The following is a 21,742-nucleotide window of genomic DNA, read 5'->3' as shown; positions in this document are numbered from 1 at the left end:
ATGGTTAAACCTATACAGATTTCACGTAGCGACGCGTTTTTATAGTCAAATTAGCTCAATTTTTAAAATAAATTTTAAGGTGAGGGTTTTTCTACACCCTCGTTAGGTACTCAGTGGATGAAACTAGTAGTTAGTCTCTTTTTTTGCTTATGTATTTCTGGTTGTAAATCTATTAATGCGGAATACTTCTCTGAGACGTCTGAACTAAATGAGTTTGAAATAGCTTGGTTCTCAAAACATTTATATGCGGCTAAAGAATCACCTCTCAATGAGACCAAGTACGCAGAGTCGTATAGATTTACATGGCTACGTACTTTTCATGCTCCAGTAGTTATAAGAATTGATTGTGACAAAAAATGTACTCTAGAAAGTAAGAAACTGTCAGGGGCTGGTGGTTATGAACCAGGAAAACTAGAGAGCAATAAACGCTTTGAATTAACAGAAAATCAATCTAATCAATTGAGGTCATTGTTTGAAAGAATAGATGGCTGGAATTTTAAACCTGATGAAGAAATTATTGGTATGGATGGCTCCCAATGGATATTCGAGTATTCATCATCACTTTCTTATCAATTTTGGAATATTTGGAGTCCATCAGGAAGAAAACGCGCAGAAGACTATGTATCCATGTGTTTATTCTTGCTCGATAATTCCAAACTAAAAATAGATGAAAACTATATCTACTAGTAGGCGCGCACCTAACAAACGCATCCAACCTGACTCCGCAAACAGGTCGGTTTTTGCAAAACGAACGGCGCAAAAACGCGTCCAACTTACCCCGCTGTTTATGTAAAGCGTTAGGCATTAAAGGTGAGCATGATTAAATTTAAAGTAACAAGTACAATTACAGCGGTTATAGCATTTACTTTGTGTTTGGTTCTTATACTTATTCCCGAAGTATTGTTTATGTTGTTTCATATTGATGAAAATAGTTCTGCTTTCTTTATGGGTAGAAGGGCTGCAATGTTGTTTCTTGGAATATCTGTGTTTAGTTGGTTCGGCCGAAACGCTAAGCATTCAGAATCTAGGCAGGCTATATGTTTTAGCCTTTCTATATCTATGTTTGCATTGGCTTTTCTTGGTAGTGCAGAATACTTGCGTGGGTTCGCTGGCATAGGTATTTTACTGGCTGTTATTACGGAAGCTACTCTTGCTTTCATGTATTTTAAAATATGGCTCCGTTGCAAAAATACCTGATAAAAACTTTTATAGGAATATAAACACTTTGCTTTTACGCTATTTTCAACCAACTATTTCTGTCCACTAAATTGGACGTTATACCTCAGTAACTAATGAAGTCTAATCTATCTTAAAGATGCAATAATATTGACTGCTGGTCTTTCTTCGTCATCTTTGACACTACTAGCTCAAATGAATGGTCTATCATACGCGCAATCTCTCCCTGAGGAATTGAGCCATCGAGTATCACAGTATTCCAATGTACTTTATTCATGTGATAACCGGGTATTACCGATGGAAAAATATCTCGTAGTTCAAGAGCATGACTTGGGTCACACTTAAGATTCATCCAATAAGGTCCATCTACACCTTCAGTTTTTTTAGCTTTGGCCATTTTCCCCAAAGATAAAGTAGCAAACATCTTTGTTTTGACTTTAAACACTGCAACACCTTCACCAAATGGGTAGTTTTCAGTGCTGAACGGCTTTTGTAATAGATATTGCTTAGCGACAAGTTGGTTCATAATTTACACCCTTGCAGTCAATGTAACGCCTTTTGAATAATAACTCATAATTTCAGACAATAAAAAAGGCAGTAAACTGCCTTTAATCATAATGTTTTTCTATCTTTCGATTAGTCTTGCTTGAGCAAATGTAATACGTTTTTAAGGTCAGTTTTACCTTCTATAATTTCATCTGGTGTTAACCCTGCCACTTCATGGGGGAAAACCAACCATTCGTCACTTTCGTGCACAAAGTAATCCGGAACCATTTCGGTCTTATTGTTGCTGGGCTTGTAATAAGGGCAAGCAACACGCACATCACTTGGCATATTGGCTCGAGATAATTTTTTAATTTGTTTTATCAAGGCATCAACACTGCGCCCTGAATCAAAAACATCATCAACAATTAAAAGGGTGTCGTCAGCATTAGCGTTTTCAATCAGATAATGTAAACCATGTACTTTTATGGTTTTAGATTGTTGGTCAATACCATAATAAGACGAAGTACGAACCGCTATATGATCGGTTTCAACTTTTTTAAAATCAAAATATTCCTGAACCGCGATACCGATTGGAGCACCACCACGCCAGATACCAATTATAAAAGTGGGGCGAAAGCCGCTGTCATAAACCTGAGCCGCTACTCGGAACGAATCTTCTAGTAACATTTGTGCAGTAATAAATGTTTTTTGCATTGAGTTGGTAACCTTAAAACTTTAGGGAACGCCTGGTTAATTTAACCTAAACGTTATTTAGCGCAGTATTGTATATCGAAGCAGGCATCAATTCATCACAACATTTAAGGTTTTTATTCATACTTCAATGCTTGTGCAGGTTCTACTTTAACTGCTCGGATTGCTGGGTACACACTCGCTAAAAAACATAACACTAGTGAAGTACCAATCAAAAATACAACTTGGGGCCATTGTAGATCAATGGGTAAGCCCTGCCCGTTAGCACCAAAGTAGATAGGGATGTTTAACAATACTATGATGTTATTTATTTGACTCACTGTGAGTACCCCAAGTAACACGCCAATTAATGTGCCTTTAATACCGTTGTAGGCCCCATTAAACAGAAATATCCACATCACTTGAGTGCGAGTCATTCCTTGGGTGAGTAGTATGGCAATGTCGCCTTGTTTTTCAGACACCACCATCACCAATGCAGATACAATATTAAAGGCTGCAACAGCAATAATGAGCAACAACATTAGCGACATCATATTTTTTTCCATCTTTACGGCATCAAATAATACGCCTTGTCTGTCTCGCCAATTTGTAGATTGGTAACCATGTGACGCTAAAACTTGTACAACCTCTTTGTAATTAAAGGCATCATCTAAAAACAAGCGGGTTTTTGCTAAATTTTGGGGGCTACCTCTGAGCAACCTAGCCGCATCATTAATATGTAACATCACCACTTTGTCGTCTAAGGCTGAGCTCATGCTAAATATACCCACAACCTTAAACACTCGCTGACTGTACATTCTGCCAAAAGGCCCAAAGTAGCTGTTTTCAGACGCTAATAAACGTGCCTTTTCACCAACACGTAAATTTAGCTTTAAAGATAATGCGCGACCAATTATAACGCCATACTCACCTTGCTTTAAATTACTGAATTGCCCCACTAGCATGTTTTCTGCAACGATAGATGATTGCTCCATTACACTAGGCTGCACGCCTTGAAAGATTACCCCCTGTAGCCCTTGAGATGACTGTATTAATCCTTCTGACTCAATAAATTCACTGGCAACCAACACACTAGGAATACTTTCAAAATCTATGTTTTCGGCTTCGGGGTCTGTATGTTGGTCGACCAATATATGAGGTGTAATGCCTAAGTTACGTGACTTAAGCTCACCTTCAAAGCCATTCATCACTGATAACACGGTAATCAGCGCCATTAATCCTAAGGCAATCCCTACTACTGAGAAAAAATTAATAAAAGCAATGAAATGACTGCCCTTAGAAGCTTTGGCATAACGTAAGCCAATAAAGGCTGAAACAGGATAGAACATGTGAATGTGATTCTTATTTAATTATAAACAGTTGAAAAATAACCTGTTAAGTATTGGTATACTCTAAAGTGATGTTGAATAATACGTGCTTGGAAGAAATCTAACAAGCAAAGCAATCGCCGGAGATCCTATGCAGCACCTTACGCTTGAGCAAAAATATGAACAATTTGAAGAGTTTTTCATGATAAAGCATATTGTTCCGGTGAATATGCGGTTGTTAGATAAGACCTTTACCCTCCCTGAAGTGGAGGAATTGCATGAACATATGCCCTTTGAATTTCAGATTGCTAATGAGTTGTCAGAAATAGACAGTAAAGCTCTTAGACCATTACTGAGCTTGGGTGAACATGCTTCACAACTCGCCGAATTTTTAAATCACCAATCAAAAAAAATCGACTTGATGATGTCACTTATTTTACAGCAGCACTCAGACCAAGCTAACAGTCATCAATCTATACAATTTGGCGGTGGCGGTTTAGTGGTTGCAAGCGAAAACCCTTGGGAAATAGGCTCAGCCGTAGAAGTGAAATTATTTTTACGGGAAGAAGCCGCCGCTATTTTTTGTTTTGCTGAAGTTATTACTTGTAAGCAAGAAGATGATACGTACCATATATCGCTAATTTTTTCCCGTATACGAGATGAAGACCAAGACTTATTGGTAAGAGCCAGCTTACATTTACAAGCAGCTAATCTCCGTAAACGTAAAACTATGAAAATGAACCAAAACGAAAACAATTAATGACTGACAGTATTTTTTCACCGCCGTTACCTAACAACAACCAAAAATCTAATAATGACATTCGCCACTGGGGGAACCTGCAAGGCAGCAGTACAGCTCTAGCCATTGCTTCGGCTGCTGAAAATGCCAGCGGGCCATTGTTATTAATAACGGCTGATACACCCAGTGCAATCAAACTTGAGAAAGAGCTGGATTACTTTTTACAAAATCAAACAGTTAATGTGCAGTTATTCCCTGATTGGGAAACCCTACCCTATGATAACTTTTCTCCTCATCAAGATATTGTATCTCAGCGTTTAGAAGCCTTATATCAGCTCACCCAAAATGAGCGGAGCATTTTTATTGTACCGCTAAATACCTTGATTATGCGTATGGCTCCAGTTGATTACATTGGAAAATATCTACTGATATTAAAAATCAACCAAACCTTGGATATTAGTGAATTTCGTTCAGGCTTAGAGCGTGCGGGTTATTTACATGTTAACCAAGTAATGAGCCATAGTGAGTTTTCTATACGTGGCAGTATTATTGATCTGTTCCCAATGGGGAGTTCACACCCTTTTCGTATCGATTTGTTTGATGACGAAGTCGATAGTATTAGACACTTTGATCCTGAGACACAACGTTCAGGAGATAAAGTAGACGAAATTAAGTTATTGCCCGCGAGAGAATTCCCCACAGATAAAGACGCCACCTTATTGTTTAGACAACAATACTTAACAAAGTTTGATGCCAACAACAGCAAAGAGTCTATCTATTACCAAGTGGGCAAAGGCTTGATGCCAGGGGGAATTGAATATTACTTACCGCTGTTTTTTGAAAAGACCTCCTGCTTATTTGATTACTTAAACGCAGATACCACCATTTTAATGCATGGTGATTTACAAATCGCCCACGACACCTATTGGAAAGACGTAAACAACAGATACGAGCAACTACGTTATAACTTAGTACGCCCACTGCTAGAGCCAGCAGATATTTTTATGCGTGCTGAAGAGTTGTTTGCCGCCTTAAAAGACTGGCCAAGAGTTCAAATAAGCAAGGATTCAATCAGTAAGAAAGCAGGACATTATAATTTTAATACCCACCCCATTGCTGATATTGCCCTGAAACCACAAAACAAAATTCCGTGGACTTCATTAAAGCAACATGTCGCTGAGTGGCAAAAACAAAAGGTTAAAGTGTTATTTAGCACTGAATCAGCAGGTCGCCGTGAAGGCCTGCTAGAAATTCTCACAAAAGCAGAGATAAAACCTAAGTACTTTACCCAGCTAGATGAATTTTTGTATAGCGATGAGCCAATAGGAATAACAGTAGGCGCAGCAGAATTTAGCTTCTTAATTGATGATAAAGACTTACCTGTTGCATTTATAACTGAAACCGAATTGCTGGGTCATAAAATCAGTCACCGCCGTAAACGGGATACCCGTCAAGGCACAGACGAAGGTGCGATTATACGCAATTTGGCTGAACTGCAATTAGGCCAGCCTGTGGTGCATCTTGACCACGGCGTAGGCCGTTATTTAGGTTTACAAACCCTAGATGCTGGTGGCATTACTACAGAATATTTAACTATTGAATACGCCAAAAAGTCTAAGTTATATGTCCCTGTGGCTTCTTTGCAGTTGATCAGTCGCTACAGTGGCGGTGACATAGAACACGCGCCACTGCATCACCTAGGCACAGATACATGGTCAAAGGCTAAAACAAAAGCCGCTGAAAAAGTACGAGATGTCGCCGCTCAGCTATTAGATGTTTACGCCCAACGTGCTGCAAAACCCGGCTATGCATTTAAAATAGCATGGGATGAATACCAAGCTTTCTCTGATAGTTTCCCCTTTGAAGAAACACTAGATCAACAAAAAGCCATCAACGCTGTCATTCAAGACATGGGCTCAGCCAATGCCATGGACAGACTAGTATGTGGTGATGTTGGCTTTGGTAAAACAGAAGTCGCCATGCGCGCAGCGTTTATCGCTGCCAATCAGGGTAAACAGGTGGCTATTTTGGTACCCACTACCCTGTTAGCCCATCAGCATTTTGAAAACTTTAAGGAACGTTTTGTAAACTTCCCCTTTAACATTGAAGTATTATCTAGATTTGTCAGTGCTAAAGATTCTAAACGTGTGGTATCAGCCATTGGCGAAGGCAATGTAGATATCATTGTAGGTACCCACACCTTGTTACAAGAGCGCTTAAAGTTTAATGATCTAGGTTTAGTGATCATCGACGAAGAACACCGCTTTGGTGTGCGCCAAAAAGAGAAATTTAAAGCATTACGTTCAGATGTAGACATTCTAACGTTAACTGCAACACCTATTCCGCGCACCTTAAATATGGCCTTAAGTGGTATGCGTGATTTATCGATTATTGCGACGCCGCCTGCAAAACGTTTACCGATTAAAACCTTTGTACAACAACGTAGTAAAGACTTAATTCGCGAAGCTATCATGCGAGAAATTCTCCGTGGCGGCCAAGTTTACTTCTTGCATAATGAAGTAGACACAATAGAGCGCACAGCAGAAGAAATTGCAGAAATTGTCCCGGAGGCTCGAGTGGTCATTGGCCATGGGCAAATGCGTGAGCGAGAGCTCGAAAAAGTGATGTCTGACTTTAATCATCAACGATTTAATGTTTTGTTGTGTACCACAATTATCGAAACCGGAATTGATGTGCCATCTGCCAACACAATTGTGATGGATAGAGCTGACCATTTAGGTTTAGCGCAACTGCATCAACTTAGAGGCCGTGTGGGTCGTTCCCACCATCAGGCATACGCATATTTGATGACCCCCCACCCAAGACGACTAACCAAAGACGCCAAAAAACGTCTTGAGGCCATTTCATCTTTAGAAGAGTTAGGTGCCGGTTTTGCTCTTGCCACTCACGATTTAGAAATACGTGGAGCTGGTGAGCTATTAGGTGATGGTCAGTCTGGGCAAATATCCAGTATCGGCTTTACCTTATACATGGATATGTTAGAACAAGCCGTAGAAGCCTTAAAACAAGGTAAGGAACCTTCTCTTGATTCTGCATTGTCAGAGCAAACCGATATAGACTTACGGTTACCTGCCTTGTTTCCAGATGATTATGTACCTGACGTTAATATGCGCTTGTCTTTGTACAAAAAACTGGCAGGTTGCCAAGATGAAAGAGCTATTAACGAATTTCAAATTGAGTTAATAGATAGGTTTGGTTTATTGCCTCAAAGTGCTAAAAATCTGCTCGATGTCGCCATGTTAAAGATAACAGCCAAGAAAATTGGCGTATCTAAAATGGAAGGTACCAATAAAGGTGGCTTTGTTGAGTTTTCGCAACACACCCAGATTGACCCTGGCTTTATTATCAAACTGATTCAATCGCAACCCAGAATATATAAATTAGATGGTCCACAAAAATTAAAATTTAACGTGCCTACTGAATCAGCCAAAGATAGACTTAAACTATTCACTGATATGTTAAATGAATTTAGCCAACAATTAAGAGCTGCTTAATGACCTACAAATTAACCACTTTATTATCTTCAACTACGAGCTTGTTGTCGCCAAAAGCGCTAAAACTATCATTAGTAAGTTTAGGTGTATTAACTGCTACACAACACTTACAAGCCGCAGAACAAGAATGGTGGTTTGATGTAGAAGTGATTTTATTTGAACGAACATTAGAGCCTAATGCTGTTTCTGAAAAATTTAAGCAATCAAGTCTAACCCAAAAAATAGACAACACCTTAGATATACTCAGCCCATATTTAACACCCGACACTTCTTATTTATTAGCAGGACTCAACTACTGCCGAGCATCGAAGCGGGAAGAGGTTAGTACCGCAGAACGACAAAGGTTTGTTATTCCAAACATGCAATGGGTTGAAAACCTAAGTACAGCTATAGATGAGCTTTTATCGCCTGAGCCAGAACTAGAATCAGACTTACCTGCACTAGGTTTAGAAGTACAATCAGTATCTACAAACCCAAGCTCATTTATAGATAGCCAAAACGTAAACGTCACAGGTTTATCTACTTATGAAGATAATGAATCAGAACCTAATGTAAGCCAACTCACTGATATGTCTTACATAGAATGGCAAATACCAGAACACCTACCCTGTGCCTATTCTGAACAAATTGACCCGATGTTAGTTTCAACTCCTAAAAAGGATACTAGCAACCCGACTGATTTAATCACTAAAGTACCAGTAAAAATAAACGGCATAGAATGGCAAACAAAAATGCCAGCATTTTTACTACCTGTGGACACCTTCAGAATGGAAGAGCTATATCAAAGTATTAAGTACCAAAAAGGTATAACTCCATTATTACATTTAGCATGGCGTCAAGAAGTTACCTTTGGACGAGAGAACACTCAGGCTACTCGCTTATTTGCAGGTAAAAATTATGGTAATGCTTATACAAATAGCGGTGAATTAATACCACAAGATACAGATACACTTTTTGATGCGCTCTCGCTAAAAGAAAAAGACGTTTATATTCCTGAAGCAGAAAAGTCATTAGACATAGAACCGGTTGAGCCTGAGATAACCAGCCTAGATATCGAGTCTACAGAGGATTTCTTTAGGACAATTGATAATGCATTAAATGATAGCACCCCTGTTAATTTAACTGAGCTTCTAAGTGACAAACCAGATTTAACTGAAGATGAAGAAGACTCAACAGTCCAAGCTAGTGACATCTGGCAATTAGACGGTGAAGTAGCAGTTTATTTACGAAATATTGGTCGTGTACCTTATTTACATATAGACAGTGACTTAGATTATCGCCACCCAGTATTTAAGTCGCAGGAGTCTATGGAAAACTCAGAAACCACTTTAATCTCTGGAAATTATGAGCAAGCTAACTTTTTAGAAAGTGTTAACTTTGATCAATTACGCAGAGTAATAAGTAAACAGGTACACTATTTTGATCATCCCTTATTTGGGATGGTAGTCACAATTAATCGTTATAATTGGCCAGAAATAGAAGAACCTAAAAAAGAATAAATATTAGTTTTAAATATCAAAAACTCGACGGTGCAAGCAATCAATTTCCACTTCCATTTGATAGGTGACCTCTGTTTTTTCTAAGTTTAGTACGCTATGCATCTCAGCTCTAGCCAAAGCAAAGTTTGCAGGTATTTTATGTTATTAGCTGCCTCATAATTCTCTTTAGCGGGTCACTAGGCATCTGCAATCACCTTTCCACACCTGTCTCTGTGCAATCGAGTCCTATACTCACTTTAGATAAATGCTATGCGTGGCCGTAGACAAAGCCTTCAGAATGTGCTTTTTCACTACAATTTTCAACATTAAAACATTGATATGATTATCCTTAACGAAATAACCATTTCATTGAAGTAAAGTTACAGCCAATAAAAAAGCCGTCACGAATGACGGCTTTTCAAAAGTAACTTAAAAAAACTTCATATTACCAAGTGTAGTTTAAACGAGCGTAGTAGTAACCACCTTGCCAATCTACTGTGTCACCAGACCAGTATACTCGACCACAACATGCATCACCACTATCACCTTCATCAGGGTAAGTATCAAACAAGTTACGAGCACCAGCTGCTAAGGTTAAAGAATCACTTAATGCATAGTTCATTTCTAAATCAAACAATACACTAGGGTCATATTCTTGAACATTAGTTGCAGCAGAGTCGATCGCATTTGAATAAGACCCATAAAGGTTAGCACGAACTAAAACGCTTAACGCATCAAAACTATGCTTAGCAGAGAAAACACCCTTCCACTTTGGAGCACTGTTTTCAAAATCATATTGGCCTTCATCGTTCAAGAACTCTTCTAACTCTTCCGAACCAAAATTATTAATAGTTGAAGAGTTGTAGTTTACAGAACCAGTTAAAACAGTGTCGCCTAATGTATAAGTAGCAACAATATCAACACCTGAAGTAACAGTATCAAATGCATTCTGGAAGAAGTTAACTCCACCAATAGAACCTGCGGTTTCTTCTCCAGCTGCAAGAAGTAACGCTTGATAGTTTTCATAGGCAGCTAAATCGGATTCATAATCATCGTCATTAGGATCCGTAGGTTCAAATGATGAAACATCTCGTGTAGATACAGCATAAAAACGATCATCTACAGCAATTCTATAAAAATCAATGGTTAAAGTCAGGTCATCAAAACTACCAGACATACCTAAAGATAAATTCTCAGAAGTTTCTGGCCTAAGTGGTTCTGCACCCAAAGCTTGACCTTCAGCGCTAAGTGCCGGAAACAGACCTGTCGCAACAGGGAAGCCATCAGGTAATCGAGTAGATACGTTAATGGTACCTTGTTGACCCGGTGTAGGTGCTCTAAAGCCTGTACCTACTGAACCACGTACATTAATTTCGTCAGTTAGTGAATATTTAAATGCAATTTTACCAACTAATTCAGCATCGAAATCAGAGTAGTCTTCGTAACGTAATGCACCTTGTATAAAGAAAGCGTCTGTTACATCAGTACTTACGTCTAAATAGACACCTAAAGAATCACGTGTATATTTTTGTGAATATTCTGGGGAGTATCCAGGGAAGCCATTTGAACCTGGGCTAACTGACGTATAAACAGGATCGTCAGGATTTGAACAGTCTAGAGACGAACCAAAATTATCAATTACATTTTGACCATCTGCAGTCGTTGAACCGTCATCATTACAGAAGTCAAATGTATCCGAATATGAAAAATCGCCTACTTTATATGAATCTTCATCGCCTTCCACAAGCTCATAGGTTTCTTCCATGTAACTTGCACCAAATGCGAACAACACTTCGTTAGCCATACCGAAGTCTACATATTGAGTAAAGTCAGCTGTTAATTGTAACTCTTCGTTAATCAAGTCACCTGGGTGAAACTCCGTGGGTGATTCATCGGCTAACGATGGGTTTATGGTATTTTTAAGTGTATAAGAAATTTCGTTTGAACCGAAGCGACCACTAAAGTCGTAGGTCATTTCGTTAGCAAACTCACCTTCAATCCCCGCCACAAATGAGAAATCTGTGATATCACCAAAGAATCGAGGGGTAAATCCACCTGGGAATTTTTCTAATGGTGAGTATAAAGATCCATCTTCTAAACGAAGTGTCTCGATTGTGCCATTACCTGGGTAACGATAGAAAAATCCACCATCATGCTCGCTTGATGAATAGTTACCAAAGGCATAAAGTCTAGTGGTATCGTTAATTTCGTAGCCTGAGTTAATAAACAAACGCGTTGCTGCAGAGTTTGGTTGTCCCCATGGCTGCACTACATCACCAAAACCAATATTTGCATCAGCTAGGCCTTCAATGTACGCAGCTTCATCATATCCGTAAACTGAAGTATCAAAATTTAAAAAGTCTTCAGAGTCTGAATCTACACAAGCCCAAGACTCACAATATTGTTCTGAACGAGAGGTAGCACTTTGATCCGATATTTCACCAGACACACTAACGAAACCTTTGTCACCTAACGCAAAACCAATATTACCAGTTACAGTAAATTGCTCACCGTCACCTTCATAATATTGACCCATATCTATTGAAAGAGAACCTCCTTCATCATTATCTTTTAACTGAAAGTTAATCACACCAGCAATTGCATCTGAACCATATTGAGCGGCCGCACCGTCACGCAACACTTCAACACCTTTAAGTGCAGAAGAAGGAATAGTTGCGATATCTGGACCTTGAGTACCTGAACCACCAATTTGCACTAGAGCAGAACGATGGCGACGCTTTGAGTTAACCAGTACTAGTGTTTTATCGGTAGGCATACCGCGTAATGTAGCAGGACGTATAAATGATGCACCATCAGAAATGGGTTGACGTGATAAAGAATACGAAGGAACTAAGGTTTTTAAAATATCGTTAGTATCAGTAAACGGTACAGATACTAAGTCTTCTTCACTGAAAACATCTACTGGCACTGCTGAATCTGCTACCGACCTAGGTGCCCCACGAGAACCTGTAATAACAATTTGTTCTGTGTTTGCATCATCAGCCTGCTCTTCTTGAGCTAGAATAGTGGGTGACGTTAAAAGCAAACCAGTACTGGCTGCAATTACCGGTAAATTACGTCGAATAGAACGACTTAGTGTGTGTAGCTTAAGCATGTATTACCTCTTATTTTGACATTTTTATTATGTGCTTGAAAACGTTGGGAATTACTTATCAACTAAAATCAGTACTCTGTTAATTATTCTTGTGTATTAATTCTGTGCAATGCACTTAATAAATAAATATTGGTTATTAATTACCATTCCTCTACATGTAAAAAGCAACTCAGATGCCAACCGGAACCGGTTTTACTATTTATGGGGACAATATTTTTCTTATATCTCGCCAACCCCTTTAAAATTAATAGCTGCAGCGATGCTCAAGCATTTACGACAACCTAAATTAATCTAAAAGGAGGTTAAACAAAAACAACTAGGGTGAGCAAAAGCTCATTTAAACGGGCCAAAAAAGACTAATTGCACCTATATGTTGCAACTTAAAATTATCATAACGATTGAGTGGACTTATCGTCAGTTAAGAAGAGACCTAAATTGATTTGATAACAATTGATAGAAACCGATACGTCTAACTCTCAAGTGCTTTAAGCACGTGAGAAAATCTTCGAAGCAGGCTAATTGAAACTCCTACGTTCATCTAAAGTGTATAAAATTCAGCTAACTTGGGAATAAATAAAGAATGAAAAAAGCAGAATGACGCTAGAGTTTATTGCAGTTAAACCAGTTACTAGTAACTTAATACTTAAGCTACTAGTAACCAATAATGTTAAGTAATTAAGCTTTAGCTAGAGTTTTCTCTAACGCCAAAGGCATAGCATCAACATATTTTTGTACGTCAGGGATCAAACCAGTACTCACTCGAGACCAGTTATTATAATCACGGTAAATACCACGAATTAATACATTCTGCTTAGCCATTTCTTGTCTGAATATTTCAGCATTACCTTTACCCAAATCAACAAATACAAAATTTGTTTCAGATGGTAAAGCAATTAATCCGTTAGCCTTAACCGCAGATAAAATCATTTCTCTGCCTTCGACAATTTTAGATTTAGACATTTTTAAGAAAGCTTCATCATTATAACTAGCAATTGCTGCAGCTAAACCAGCTTGATTCATAGAGTAACCGCCTAGGCTATAACGATTTATTTCAGCTGTATTTTCTTCCGAAGCGATCATATAACCAACACGCATTCCAGCTAATCCGAATAGCTTTGAGAATGTTCGTGCAACTACAACATTATGACCTTCATTTATTAAGCCCATCATGGAGTTTTTCTCAGGCATATCAGTCACTTCGTTATACGCTTCATCAACTAGTACCAAGACTTTCTTAGAAGCTTTTATACAAAACTCACGCAACTTAACGGGATCTAATAATCGACCTGTAGGGTTATTTGGATTTGTAATTTGCACCATGGCGACGTCAGGCGTAATTGCTGCATACATAGCGTCTAAATCAATACCTAAATCTTTGGTCTTTGCTGTTCGTTTGATTTTTTCAGCACCAATTTTTTGTGGCGTTTTAGCCGTGGTATCCCAAAATAAATCCGGCCCTAAAATCTTGCCTTTAGTAGAGGCAAGTACTGCCGTGTATGAAAGCACACCACTGGAACCAGCACTTAAAGAAACCTGAGATTTACTAACTGAGTTTTTTTCTGCAATCATGTCCACTAAAACGCGATAAGGATCAGCAGCATAATATGCCCCTTTTGCACTAGCTTCCATAATAGCTTTCATGGCCGCTGGACTAGGTCCATAAGGGTTTTCATTGGCATTTAACTTAGCAACGCCCGGCTTGGGTCCATAAGCAACAGCAGGAGTCTGATGATGGGCAGCAACAGCAGAACCCGTAATAATACCACTTGCAGCAAGTGCTGAAGCAGCCACTGAACCTTGTAAAAATAAACGTCTACTTAATTTATCAGTCATAATTTTTTACCTTTAATTTTTATCTTTAAGTTTTAATACGCTTTATAGAACATACAAATTGACACTACGATAAGGTACACACCGAATAGTTTCTTAAGTAGTACTTCATCTAAACTATGGGCCCACTTAGCACCAATTGGTGCAGTAATGATTGAGCCAACACTAATCGCTATTAGCGCGGGTATATTTACGTAACCGAATGTTCCATAGGGTAAATTAGGTACATTATGTCCCATTGCCATAAACCCTATAGCTCCCGGTAAACCAATAATAAAGCCAACACCTGCAGCCGTTGCAACCGCTTGATGAACAGGCCTATTACATATCACCATAGTCATAACAGTTATAGTTCCACCACCTATACCTAACAATGCTGAAAAGCCACCTAAAAAAGTAGCCAAAGCAGCTCGCCCTATTCCTTTTGGCATGTCTAAAGAGTCTGTTTTACCTGCAAACAATTTTGGAAATAGAAAATAAATAGAATAAAAGAATACACCAGTAGCAAAAACCAATATCAGTGCATTTGAGCTAGTTTTAGACGCTATATAAATACCGATCAACACACCTAAAACGAGCCAAATAGCCCAGTCTTTTAAGACCTTAAAGTCTACGGCTCCTTTACGGTGATGAGCCTGTACCGATCGAGTACTCGATATTATGATAGACGCCAAAGACGTACCCACCGCAACTTGCATTAATTCAGCTGAAGACTCAGTGAAAAATGGAAAAACAGCCAATAAGGCTGGAACCACTACAAACCCACCTCCATTGCCAAATAACCCCGAGGTTATACCGGCAACTGCACCAGCTACACACAAGGTAGCAACAAACAACAACAACTCCAGTTCCATAACACCACTATTCTAAAAAATTTTAATTAAATTGAGCTAAGCTCTTATGAACATACAGAGTAAAATGCTGTACAAAGGTGAAACTGCAGAAATGATGCCAAGACCGATACAACCAGTTATATAGGGGCCTAGAAGAACACCCAGCAAACTAAAGCACCACTCCAGAACTTAAAACCCCACAATGGTGCAAAGCATCAAAAGTTGCATTTATTTTACAAATAATTACAAAATAACAACATAACAAAAACTAAAAAAAAACAAGTTTGTTAACTCAAAAATAGAGCCAGTCGTCGTTTATAAATGTGAAGAAACATTTCAAAATAAAGCTGAAAGTACAGAGATTTCTTTCTCAAACTTCTTTGTTAATCATACTTTCTAAGTGCATTTTTTAAATAGTGAAGTAACTTACACCAGTAATAATAAATGCCAAAAATACATTTAGCATAAAGCCTTCCCGTGCCATAGTTTGAATACTAAATTTGTTCATACCGTAAACAATTGCATTTGGAGCAGTGGCAACCGGTAACATAAATGCACAACTTGCACTAATGGCTGCTGGCATCATCATTAGCGCAGGGTCAATACCTGCGGCCATTCCCGTAGCCGCTAAAATGGGCATTAACAAAGTGGCGGTTGCTGTATTAGAGGTAATTTCAGTTAAAAATGTTACAAATAAACAAATTGATAAGATAAGTAAAGGAACAGGTAAAGCTGACAATCCAGTCAATAATTGCCCTAATAACTCACTTAAACCGGATGCCGAAAAGGCTTTAGCGATACAAATACCACCGGCAAACAATAACAACATCCCCCAAGGAATATCCACTGCGGTTTCCCAATCGAGGAGTTTGTCAGACTTTGGTTTTTCGACTACCTCACCAAATTTTTCTTTTTTGGTTGCATCAACTTTTGTATTTGGCAGTTCAGTTCTATTGCCATTAGGTACTAAAAACATCACTAGAACCCCCACCAAAGCAACGGTACTATCACCAATTGAGGGCATATTTAACCAAACTGTCCAATAGGGTCTAAACATCCAAGCTAATGCAATACCTAAAAAGATAATCAATACTCGCTTTTCAGCAGGTAACCACTTACCAGATTTAGGTAATATAAATTCTTGCTTGTCGTCTAGTTTTCGAGTTAACCACCACGCAATAACAGGTATCCCAATAACTACGATTGGCACTCCTGTTTTCATCCACTCTAAGAAGTTAATCTCTTTACCCTGAGATTCTAAAAATACACTCATAAAAATGATATTAGGTGGAGTCCCAACAGGAGTACCTACCCCACCTAAACTTGCTGCGTATGCAATACCTAATAACATGGCTATGGTTAAACGTGGATCTTTTACATGTTTTAAAACCGCTAAAGTGATGGGTAATAACATCAGGGTTGTTGCTGAATTTGAAATCCACATGCTTAATATTGCAGCAGTAAGCATAAAGCCTAAAACCAAACGCTTAGCACTTTTTCCACCAGTGATATTCACTAAATAATAGGCTAAACGGCTATGAACATTTGACTTCTCCAATGCTTTTGAAAGCATAAAAGCACCCATCAATAATAGAATGACGTGACTTCCTAGTGCAGAGGCCGCCTCTTTATAGTCAATTACCCCAGCCATGGGAAAACCGAAAAATGGAATTAATGACGTAGCAGGAATTGGAATGGCTTCTGTCACCCATAACATTGCAGTACATAAGGTTATGGCAGCGGTTGCTGAAATCGCAGAATTATGTCCCCAGAAAATCAACAAAAAATACAAGGTTAAGGAAGATACGATTGATATTAAAATATATTTATTATTGCTTTGCATATTACTCACTGAACCCAATTGGTGTGTGAATAATCTCTCATATTTTCAAGCTGTGTGGAATAAAAAAGACTGCAATATTAGATATTTAGAATAGAAAAAAAGCCACTAACTCGGAGAAATTAGTGGCTAACAATACTAATTAGGTCGAGCAATCACTGCTTCAATTTCAATTAGCATATTCGGACCACCGGCTAATCCAGCAATTTGAAATGCTGAACGAGCTGGTTTATTAGGTTGTTCTTTGGTACCAAAATATTTGGTGTAGGCTTTCATAAAACCTGCAAAATCCATTTTACCGTCCATTGTTGGGTCACCAACTAAGAACACTTGCATTTTAATAATGTCACCAAAATCAACACCTAGTTCTTTAAAAGAAGCTTCCATTCGTTTAAATACGTTTAAGGCTTGAGTCTCAGTATCACCGTAGTATTCACGGCTACCACGTTTAGCATCTGGATTTACAGGTCCAGGTACTGTACCACTATGGAATATTAGAGTTGTTTCAGGAGATACTTCAACAGCACGAGAAATAGGGAAAGTACTGTTATTAGGTAAGGCATGACGGGTAACATCGGCTAACGCACTTGTCGCTAACAAACTTGTTGCCGCCAATAATAAAGATTTTTTCATAAACTTTGTTCCTGCTATTTTAATTGATGAATGTATGCAGCTACGTTCGCAGCATCTTTTTCTGAAGTAATTACACCACTTACCGCTCGCATCTGTTGACCATAAGTGTCAGCTTTATGGGTACCGCGCATGCCTAATCTAAAATGATTAAGCTGATTAAATATATACCAATCATTTAATCCGCTCAAATTAGGTGCTCCAAGCATTTTATTACCTGTAGCATTAGGACCGTGGCATGCAGAACAGGTTTGATATAGGGCTTCTCCAGCCTTTATATCGCCCTCAATGGTTGCCAAAGGTTTAGGAGAATCGGTAGAGGTTACCCATTTAACTATGTCTTTGATTTCCTGAGCAGTTAAATTTTTAGCCATTAACATCATTTCTCCCCCGGTCAAATTATCCGGGTGATCGCCTCTAACTCTAGTTTTAAAATTGAGTAATTGACGTTCCAAATACCAATCAGATAAACCTGATAATCTTGGGGCTTGAATGTTTTCATTACCCTTTAATTGAGCACCATGGCATACAGTGCAATACTCTAAACCAACCGGTGTCACTACCTCTTCTGCATTGAGATGAAACGCAAGCAAACCAAATATGATAAATGACAGATAACGTTTAGCTAACATAATTGGGTTCTCCAATATTAAAGTTGGCTGCTAACATTTTATTTAGTTGCTGCAAGGCCTGTTCACTTGAAGCTAATGCCCCTTCTTGCCAGCCCGTATGATGGCTTATCTGATCGCCAATCATAAAATGGCGACCTTCAGGTTTTTGAAGCACATGATAGTACTTTTCAAAATTGTCATGGCTCATTCGTAGACCACAACCCATTTGATGATTCATTCGAGACCATGGAATAGTAATGCCATTTTCTATGTATTTACTGTAACCCGGATGGATTTTCTCACCTGAAAGTGCACCAGCTTTAAGTCGTTCCTCTTGCGACAGAGCTTCGAACATCTTGGTGGCTTTTTCATTCCAAGTATATGCACCTAACAAAATGCCTTTTTGAGCGTGAATATCGTGCGACGGATACCAAATCTGCCCTATGGCATCTTTAGAGTAACTGATCCCACCATAAATTCCGTCTTTCTCCCAAAACCGCTCTTTCATTTGAAAAGCAATCTTGAATAAATGACCCCGTTTAATGGCATTTAAACCAGATTGGTAATTATCAGAAAAGTTATTTTCTATACCAGCCATAAAATGAGCAGGAATATTGTTAAAACAATAATCAGCTTTTACAGTGTGGAACTTTCCACTGTGCTCATAAGTAACCTCAACTCCTGAACCACGGTTAAATATTTTCTTAACCTGAGCATTTAACACTGGCTGTCTTTTTAGGTTTCTTAGAAATGCTTTGATGACATTGTCCATTCCACCTGTAGGTTCCATTAGAGGCTCGGCCCAATCGTATGTTTCTGAACCCAATAAGCCACCGTACCAGAAGCTGCTATCTAACATTGCTTTCAACTCAATAGGGGCTCGTGGTGATGGATAGTCAAGCATGCGGTCTGTTGTAGAACCGCCTCTATCACTCCCTATATACTTACCATTTTCAGTTAAGTCACCGTAGGTTTTTGAGAACTTCTTCAGCTTAGCGACATCTTCCTTACTTAGAAGTTGATCGAACTGATTCGAGTCTGCTGACTTCCATAATAGTTCTGACATCAAACCACGGGCATCGGTATGATATTCCACTATGCGTTTAGGCTTACCGCCGAGGGACTTATCATCCTGAAAATAGGCCATCTTGCTGCTGTTGGCTTTAATTTGTAGCGGTACATGCAGAGTTTTGCAATAATGTAATAAACGTCTATGATGGCCAGGTATGCGGGCGGGGCCACAGTTGAAGTACATGTTTTCTTGTTTGTCAAATTGGCAAATCTGGGGGTTGCCCATTTCGTCAATCTTGTCACCATTACGAACGGTTAGATTACGGCCACCAGGTCTAAATGAAGCTTCTAAAATAGTGCAATCGTAACCGGCTCTTTCTAATTCTAGTGCCGTCGACAAACCTGCAAGCCCTGCACCTAGTATAAGTGCTGTTGGATTTTGACCTTTGGCTGCAGGTTTAACCTTGACTGGACCTGTGTATGGCTCATCGGGCATTAGGCCTAAAGCTAGAGATGTTTTGAGTAACGCCGAAGAGCCGCCTGCGGCTCCGACCATAGTAAGAAATTGTCTTCTAGTAATATTCAACATAAAGCGATTTGATAAATACCTTGTTATTTTTAAACCAATACAACAACTAAATCTTAAAGCGATAATACAAATTGAACGAATGTGACAGAAGGCACATAAATATTGTTCAGGTACATAATAAATATATATCTAGCTTGTAGCTCCCGCCAAGTATCAGATGACAAATGTTGCTATGATCTAAATAACTGTTATTAAAGCGAAGAATTATTACGATTAATTCTTTATAATTGGCCAACAAATATATTTATGAAATTATAACGGGCGCAATGAGTTCTAATAAATATGCATAAAATGAATATAGAGGCGTAATTCTAATAATGATTAAAGCGGTTAAAAATAAGATGAAACGCCTATGAACTCTAAGCAATTACAATATTTTTTAGTCACTGCTGAACAAGGTAGCATTACAGCCGCTGCCCGCCATTTGGATGTAGCCCAACCAGCTATAAGCTTGCAGTTAGCCAATTTGGAACACGAACTCAAGGCTAAATTGTTTGCTCGGGATTTTAGAGGCGTGGAGTTAACTGAAGCAGGAAAAAAATTCGAAAAACATGCCCAGCTCATAATGGGGCAGATGCAGGCCGCAAAATCAGACTTGGCTGGTGACCAGTCTGAATACAAAGGCAAAGTGATATTAGGGCTTAGCCAATCTAATTGTAATGTGCTGTCTATACCCTTGTTGAAAGAACTTGAACATAGGTTCGCAAATATTGAACTGGTTTATAAAATAGGGCCTAGTTTTGAAGTAGAAAAATGGCTAGCTGAAGGTAGTATCGACCTAGCATTATGTTTTACCCCTATGAATATCAATACGAGTTCTAAAGCACTCCCTATAATTGATGAAGATTTATTTTTATATATTTCAAAACAACCACAAAATCCGTCTTATAGTGAATTAGCGTTATATTCGAACCTACCTTTTACTGACCTGCAACACTATGAAATTTTTGTTCCAGAACAGAAAGATGCACTAACCCAGCTGCTTCAGTTAGAAGCCCAGAAGCGCGGTATAAAACTCAAATCTAAAAGAGGATTTGGGCAATTAATGACAACCCTTCATTACGTTACACAAGGTGTAGGACTTTTAATATGTCCGTCTTCAGCCACTTTTCATTTAGAACAAAGTGGTCAAGTTCGTCCAATAAGGATGATAGAGCCTAACTTAAGCCGTATGGTATATCTGCAAATGGCAGAACAAAAACAAAACAATAATATTGTAAAAGCTATATTTGAATTGGTTCGAGAAGTTTCAGCGGATACCCATGCTAAACAACATTGGCGTGGTAAATTACTAGATGAGAAATACCGGCGCAATGAACCTAACAATGTTGCAGATCTGTTAGATCAACAAACTGAAAACTACAGTATTTAAAAAGTAATAAGAGTCATAATAATACTAAAAGGCATATTTACATAAATACGCCTTTGATATATTTATCAGCGAAAGAACACCAAGCTAACGCAACAAGGCTAAAGCTTCTGCCCCTGACATTCCTTTGGTTACTCCTAACGCTTCAGCTGCACTAGACAATGCAACGACAGGTCTAGATAACATATCATCATGGGTTTTAACCCCTGACACTATTGCACAGGCTTCCCCGGTTTTTTCACAAGTGGCAACGTCAACGTAAGCACAAGCTAGCAAGCCCTTTTCACCTTGGACTGTCAATAAAGGCAATTTTAAATCTATTTTTTGTTTCTCAAGGCCATCCCAATCAAATGGTGCAGCTTGTAAGTTAATAGACAATAACGTAAACAAACTAATAGCTAGGTAGGAAGATCTTTTTATAGTTTTATTTTTCAACATGTAAATTTTCTCAAGTTAATTGGCCGAACAGCGGCTGTAGGTAGACGAAGCAGCAATAATGCCA

17 protein-coding genes are annotated in these 21,742 nt (G+C 38.7%); 6 read left to right on the top strand and 11 right to left on the bottom strand.

The features are described from left to right. The first annotated feature begins 117 nt into the window (after positions 1-117). Both EOK74_RS05480 and EOK74_RS05475 read left to right on the top strand, forming a co-directional pair. Complete coding sequence (locus EOK74_RS05480) at positions 118-687, top strand: hypothetical protein (protein WP_133468922.1); 570 nt, start codon at positions 118-120, stop codon at positions 685-687. A gap of 123 nt (positions 688-810) precedes the next feature. After that, the gene (locus EOK74_RS05475; protein ID WP_133468921.1) at positions 811-1,197 is read left to right on the top strand and encodes a hypothetical protein; all 387 of its coding nucleotides are present in this window, start codon (positions 811-813) and stop codon (positions 1,195-1,197) included. A 112-nt stretch (positions 1,198-1,309) separates the two neighbouring features. Here the strand turns inward: EOK74_RS05475 and EOK74_RS05470 are convergent, their stop codons facing one another. From EOK74_RS05470 to EOK74_RS05460, 3 genes are all read right to left on the bottom strand, one after another. Continuing rightward, positions 1,310-1,702: an MmcQ/YjbR family DNA-binding protein gene (locus EOK74_RS05470; protein WP_133468920.1), complete on the bottom strand. Its 393-nt coding sequence runs from the start codon at positions 1,700-1,702 to the stop codon at positions 1,310-1,312. A 110-nt stretch (positions 1,703-1,812) separates the two neighbouring features. After that, a complete protein-coding gene (locus tag EOK74_RS05465; RefSeq protein WP_133468919.1) occupies positions 1,813-2,376 on the bottom strand; it encodes a phosphoribosyltransferase in 564 nt (187 codons plus the stop codon). Between the two features lie 113 nt (positions 2,377-2,489). After that, positions 2,490-3,701 carry a lipoprotein-releasing ABC transporter permease subunit gene (locus tag EOK74_RS05460; RefSeq protein WP_133468918.1) on the bottom strand — a complete coding sequence of 404 codons (1,212 nt, stop codon included), beginning with the start codon at positions 3,699-3,701 and terminating at the stop codon, positions 2,490-2,492. A 130-nt stretch (positions 3,702-3,831) separates the two neighbouring features. Here EOK74_RS05460 and EOK74_RS05455 point away from each other — a divergent pair, with 130 nt between their 5' ends. The 3 genes from EOK74_RS05455 to EOK74_RS05445 are packed head-to-tail and all read left to right on the top strand — an operon-like array spanning position 3,832 to position 9,433. Beyond that, on the top strand, positions 3,832-4,440 hold the full coding sequence (locus EOK74_RS05455) for a PilZ domain-containing protein (protein ID WP_133468917.1): 609 nt from the start codon (positions 3,832-3,834) through the stop codon (positions 4,438-4,440). Then, positions 4,440-7,934 carry a transcription-repair coupling factor gene (mfd, locus tag EOK74_RS05450; protein WP_133468916.1) on the top strand — a complete coding sequence of 1,165 codons (3,495 nt, stop codon included), beginning with the start codon at positions 4,440-4,442 and terminating at the stop codon, positions 7,932-7,934. The genes EOK74_RS05455 and mfd overlap by 1 nt, the downstream gene beginning before the upstream one ends. Further along, positions 7,934-9,433 carry a CsiV family protein gene (locus EOK74_RS05445; protein ID WP_133468915.1) on the top strand — a complete coding sequence of 500 codons (1,500 nt, stop codon included), beginning with the start codon at positions 7,934-7,936 and terminating at the stop codon, positions 9,431-9,433. Before mfd ends, EOK74_RS05445 begins: the two co-directional genes overlap by 1 nt. A gap of 424 nt (positions 9,434-9,857) precedes the next feature. Here EOK74_RS05445 and EOK74_RS05440 read toward each other — a convergent pair whose 3' ends face one another. The 7 genes from EOK74_RS05440 to EOK74_RS05410 form a co-directional block, all read right to left on the bottom strand. Then, positions 9,858-12,527 carry a TonB-dependent receptor plug domain-containing protein gene (locus EOK74_RS05440; protein WP_133468914.1) on the bottom strand — a complete coding sequence of 890 codons (2,670 nt, stop codon included), beginning with the start codon at positions 12,525-12,527 and terminating at the stop codon, positions 9,858-9,860. Positions 12,528-13,202: 675 nt separating this feature from the next. After that, positions 13,203-14,360: a pyridoxal phosphate-dependent aminotransferase gene (locus EOK74_RS05435; protein ID WP_133468913.1), complete on the bottom strand. Its 1,158-nt coding sequence runs from the start codon at positions 14,358-14,360 to the stop codon at positions 13,203-13,205. Positions 14,361-14,392: 32 nt separating this feature from the next. Then, positions 14,393-15,211: a sulfite exporter TauE/SafE family protein gene (locus tag EOK74_RS05430; protein WP_133468912.1), complete on the bottom strand. Its 819-nt coding sequence runs from the start codon at positions 15,209-15,211 to the stop codon at positions 14,393-14,395. Between the two features lie 388 nt (positions 15,212-15,599). Continuing rightward, the gene (locus EOK74_RS05425) at positions 15,600-17,033 is read right to left on the bottom strand and encodes an SLC13 family permease (RefSeq protein ID WP_133468911.1); all 1,434 of its coding nucleotides are present in this window, start codon (positions 17,031-17,033) and stop codon (positions 15,600-15,602) included. 135 nt (positions 17,034-17,168) lie between these two features. Further along, positions 17,169-17,663 (bottom strand): RidA family protein, encoded by a 495-nt coding sequence (locus EOK74_RS05420; RefSeq protein ID WP_133468910.1) that lies wholly within the window; start codon positions 17,661-17,663, stop codon positions 17,169-17,171. Between the two features lie 14 nt (positions 17,664-17,677). Beyond that, positions 17,678-18,292 carry a c-type cytochrome gene (locus EOK74_RS05415; RefSeq protein ID WP_133468909.1) on the bottom strand — a complete coding sequence of 205 codons (615 nt, stop codon included), beginning with the start codon at positions 18,290-18,292 and terminating at the stop codon, positions 17,678-17,680. Then, positions 18,282-19,871, bottom strand: coding sequence for a flavin monoamine oxidase family protein (locus EOK74_RS05410; protein WP_133468908.1), 1,590 nt, complete (start codon positions 19,869-19,871; stop codon positions 18,282-18,284). Before EOK74_RS05410 ends, EOK74_RS05415 begins: the two co-directional genes overlap by 11 nt. 352 nt (positions 19,872-20,223) lie before the next feature. Between EOK74_RS05410 and EOK74_RS05405 the strand changes: the two genes are divergently transcribed. After that, positions 20,224-21,243 carry a LysR family transcriptional regulator gene (locus EOK74_RS05405; protein ID WP_133468907.1) on the top strand — a complete coding sequence of 340 codons (1,020 nt, stop codon included), beginning with the start codon at positions 20,224-20,226 and terminating at the stop codon, positions 21,241-21,243. An 84-nt stretch (positions 21,244-21,327) separates the two neighbouring features. Here EOK74_RS05405 and EOK74_RS05400 read toward each other — a convergent pair whose 3' ends face one another. Further along, entirely contained in the window at positions 21,328-21,678 is a 351-nt protein-coding gene (locus tag EOK74_RS05400; protein WP_133468906.1) for a YunC family protein, read from the bottom strand. Positions 21,679-21,742 lie beyond the last annotated feature (64 nt).

The organism is Paraglaciecola marina (assembly GCF_004360155.1).
GTDB lineage: Bacteria > Pseudomonadota > Gammaproteobacteria > Enterobacterales > Alteromonadaceae > Paraglaciecola > Paraglaciecola marina.
Note: the sequence above shows the minus strand (reverse complement) of the source record. Positions and strands in the feature narration are given on the sequence as shown.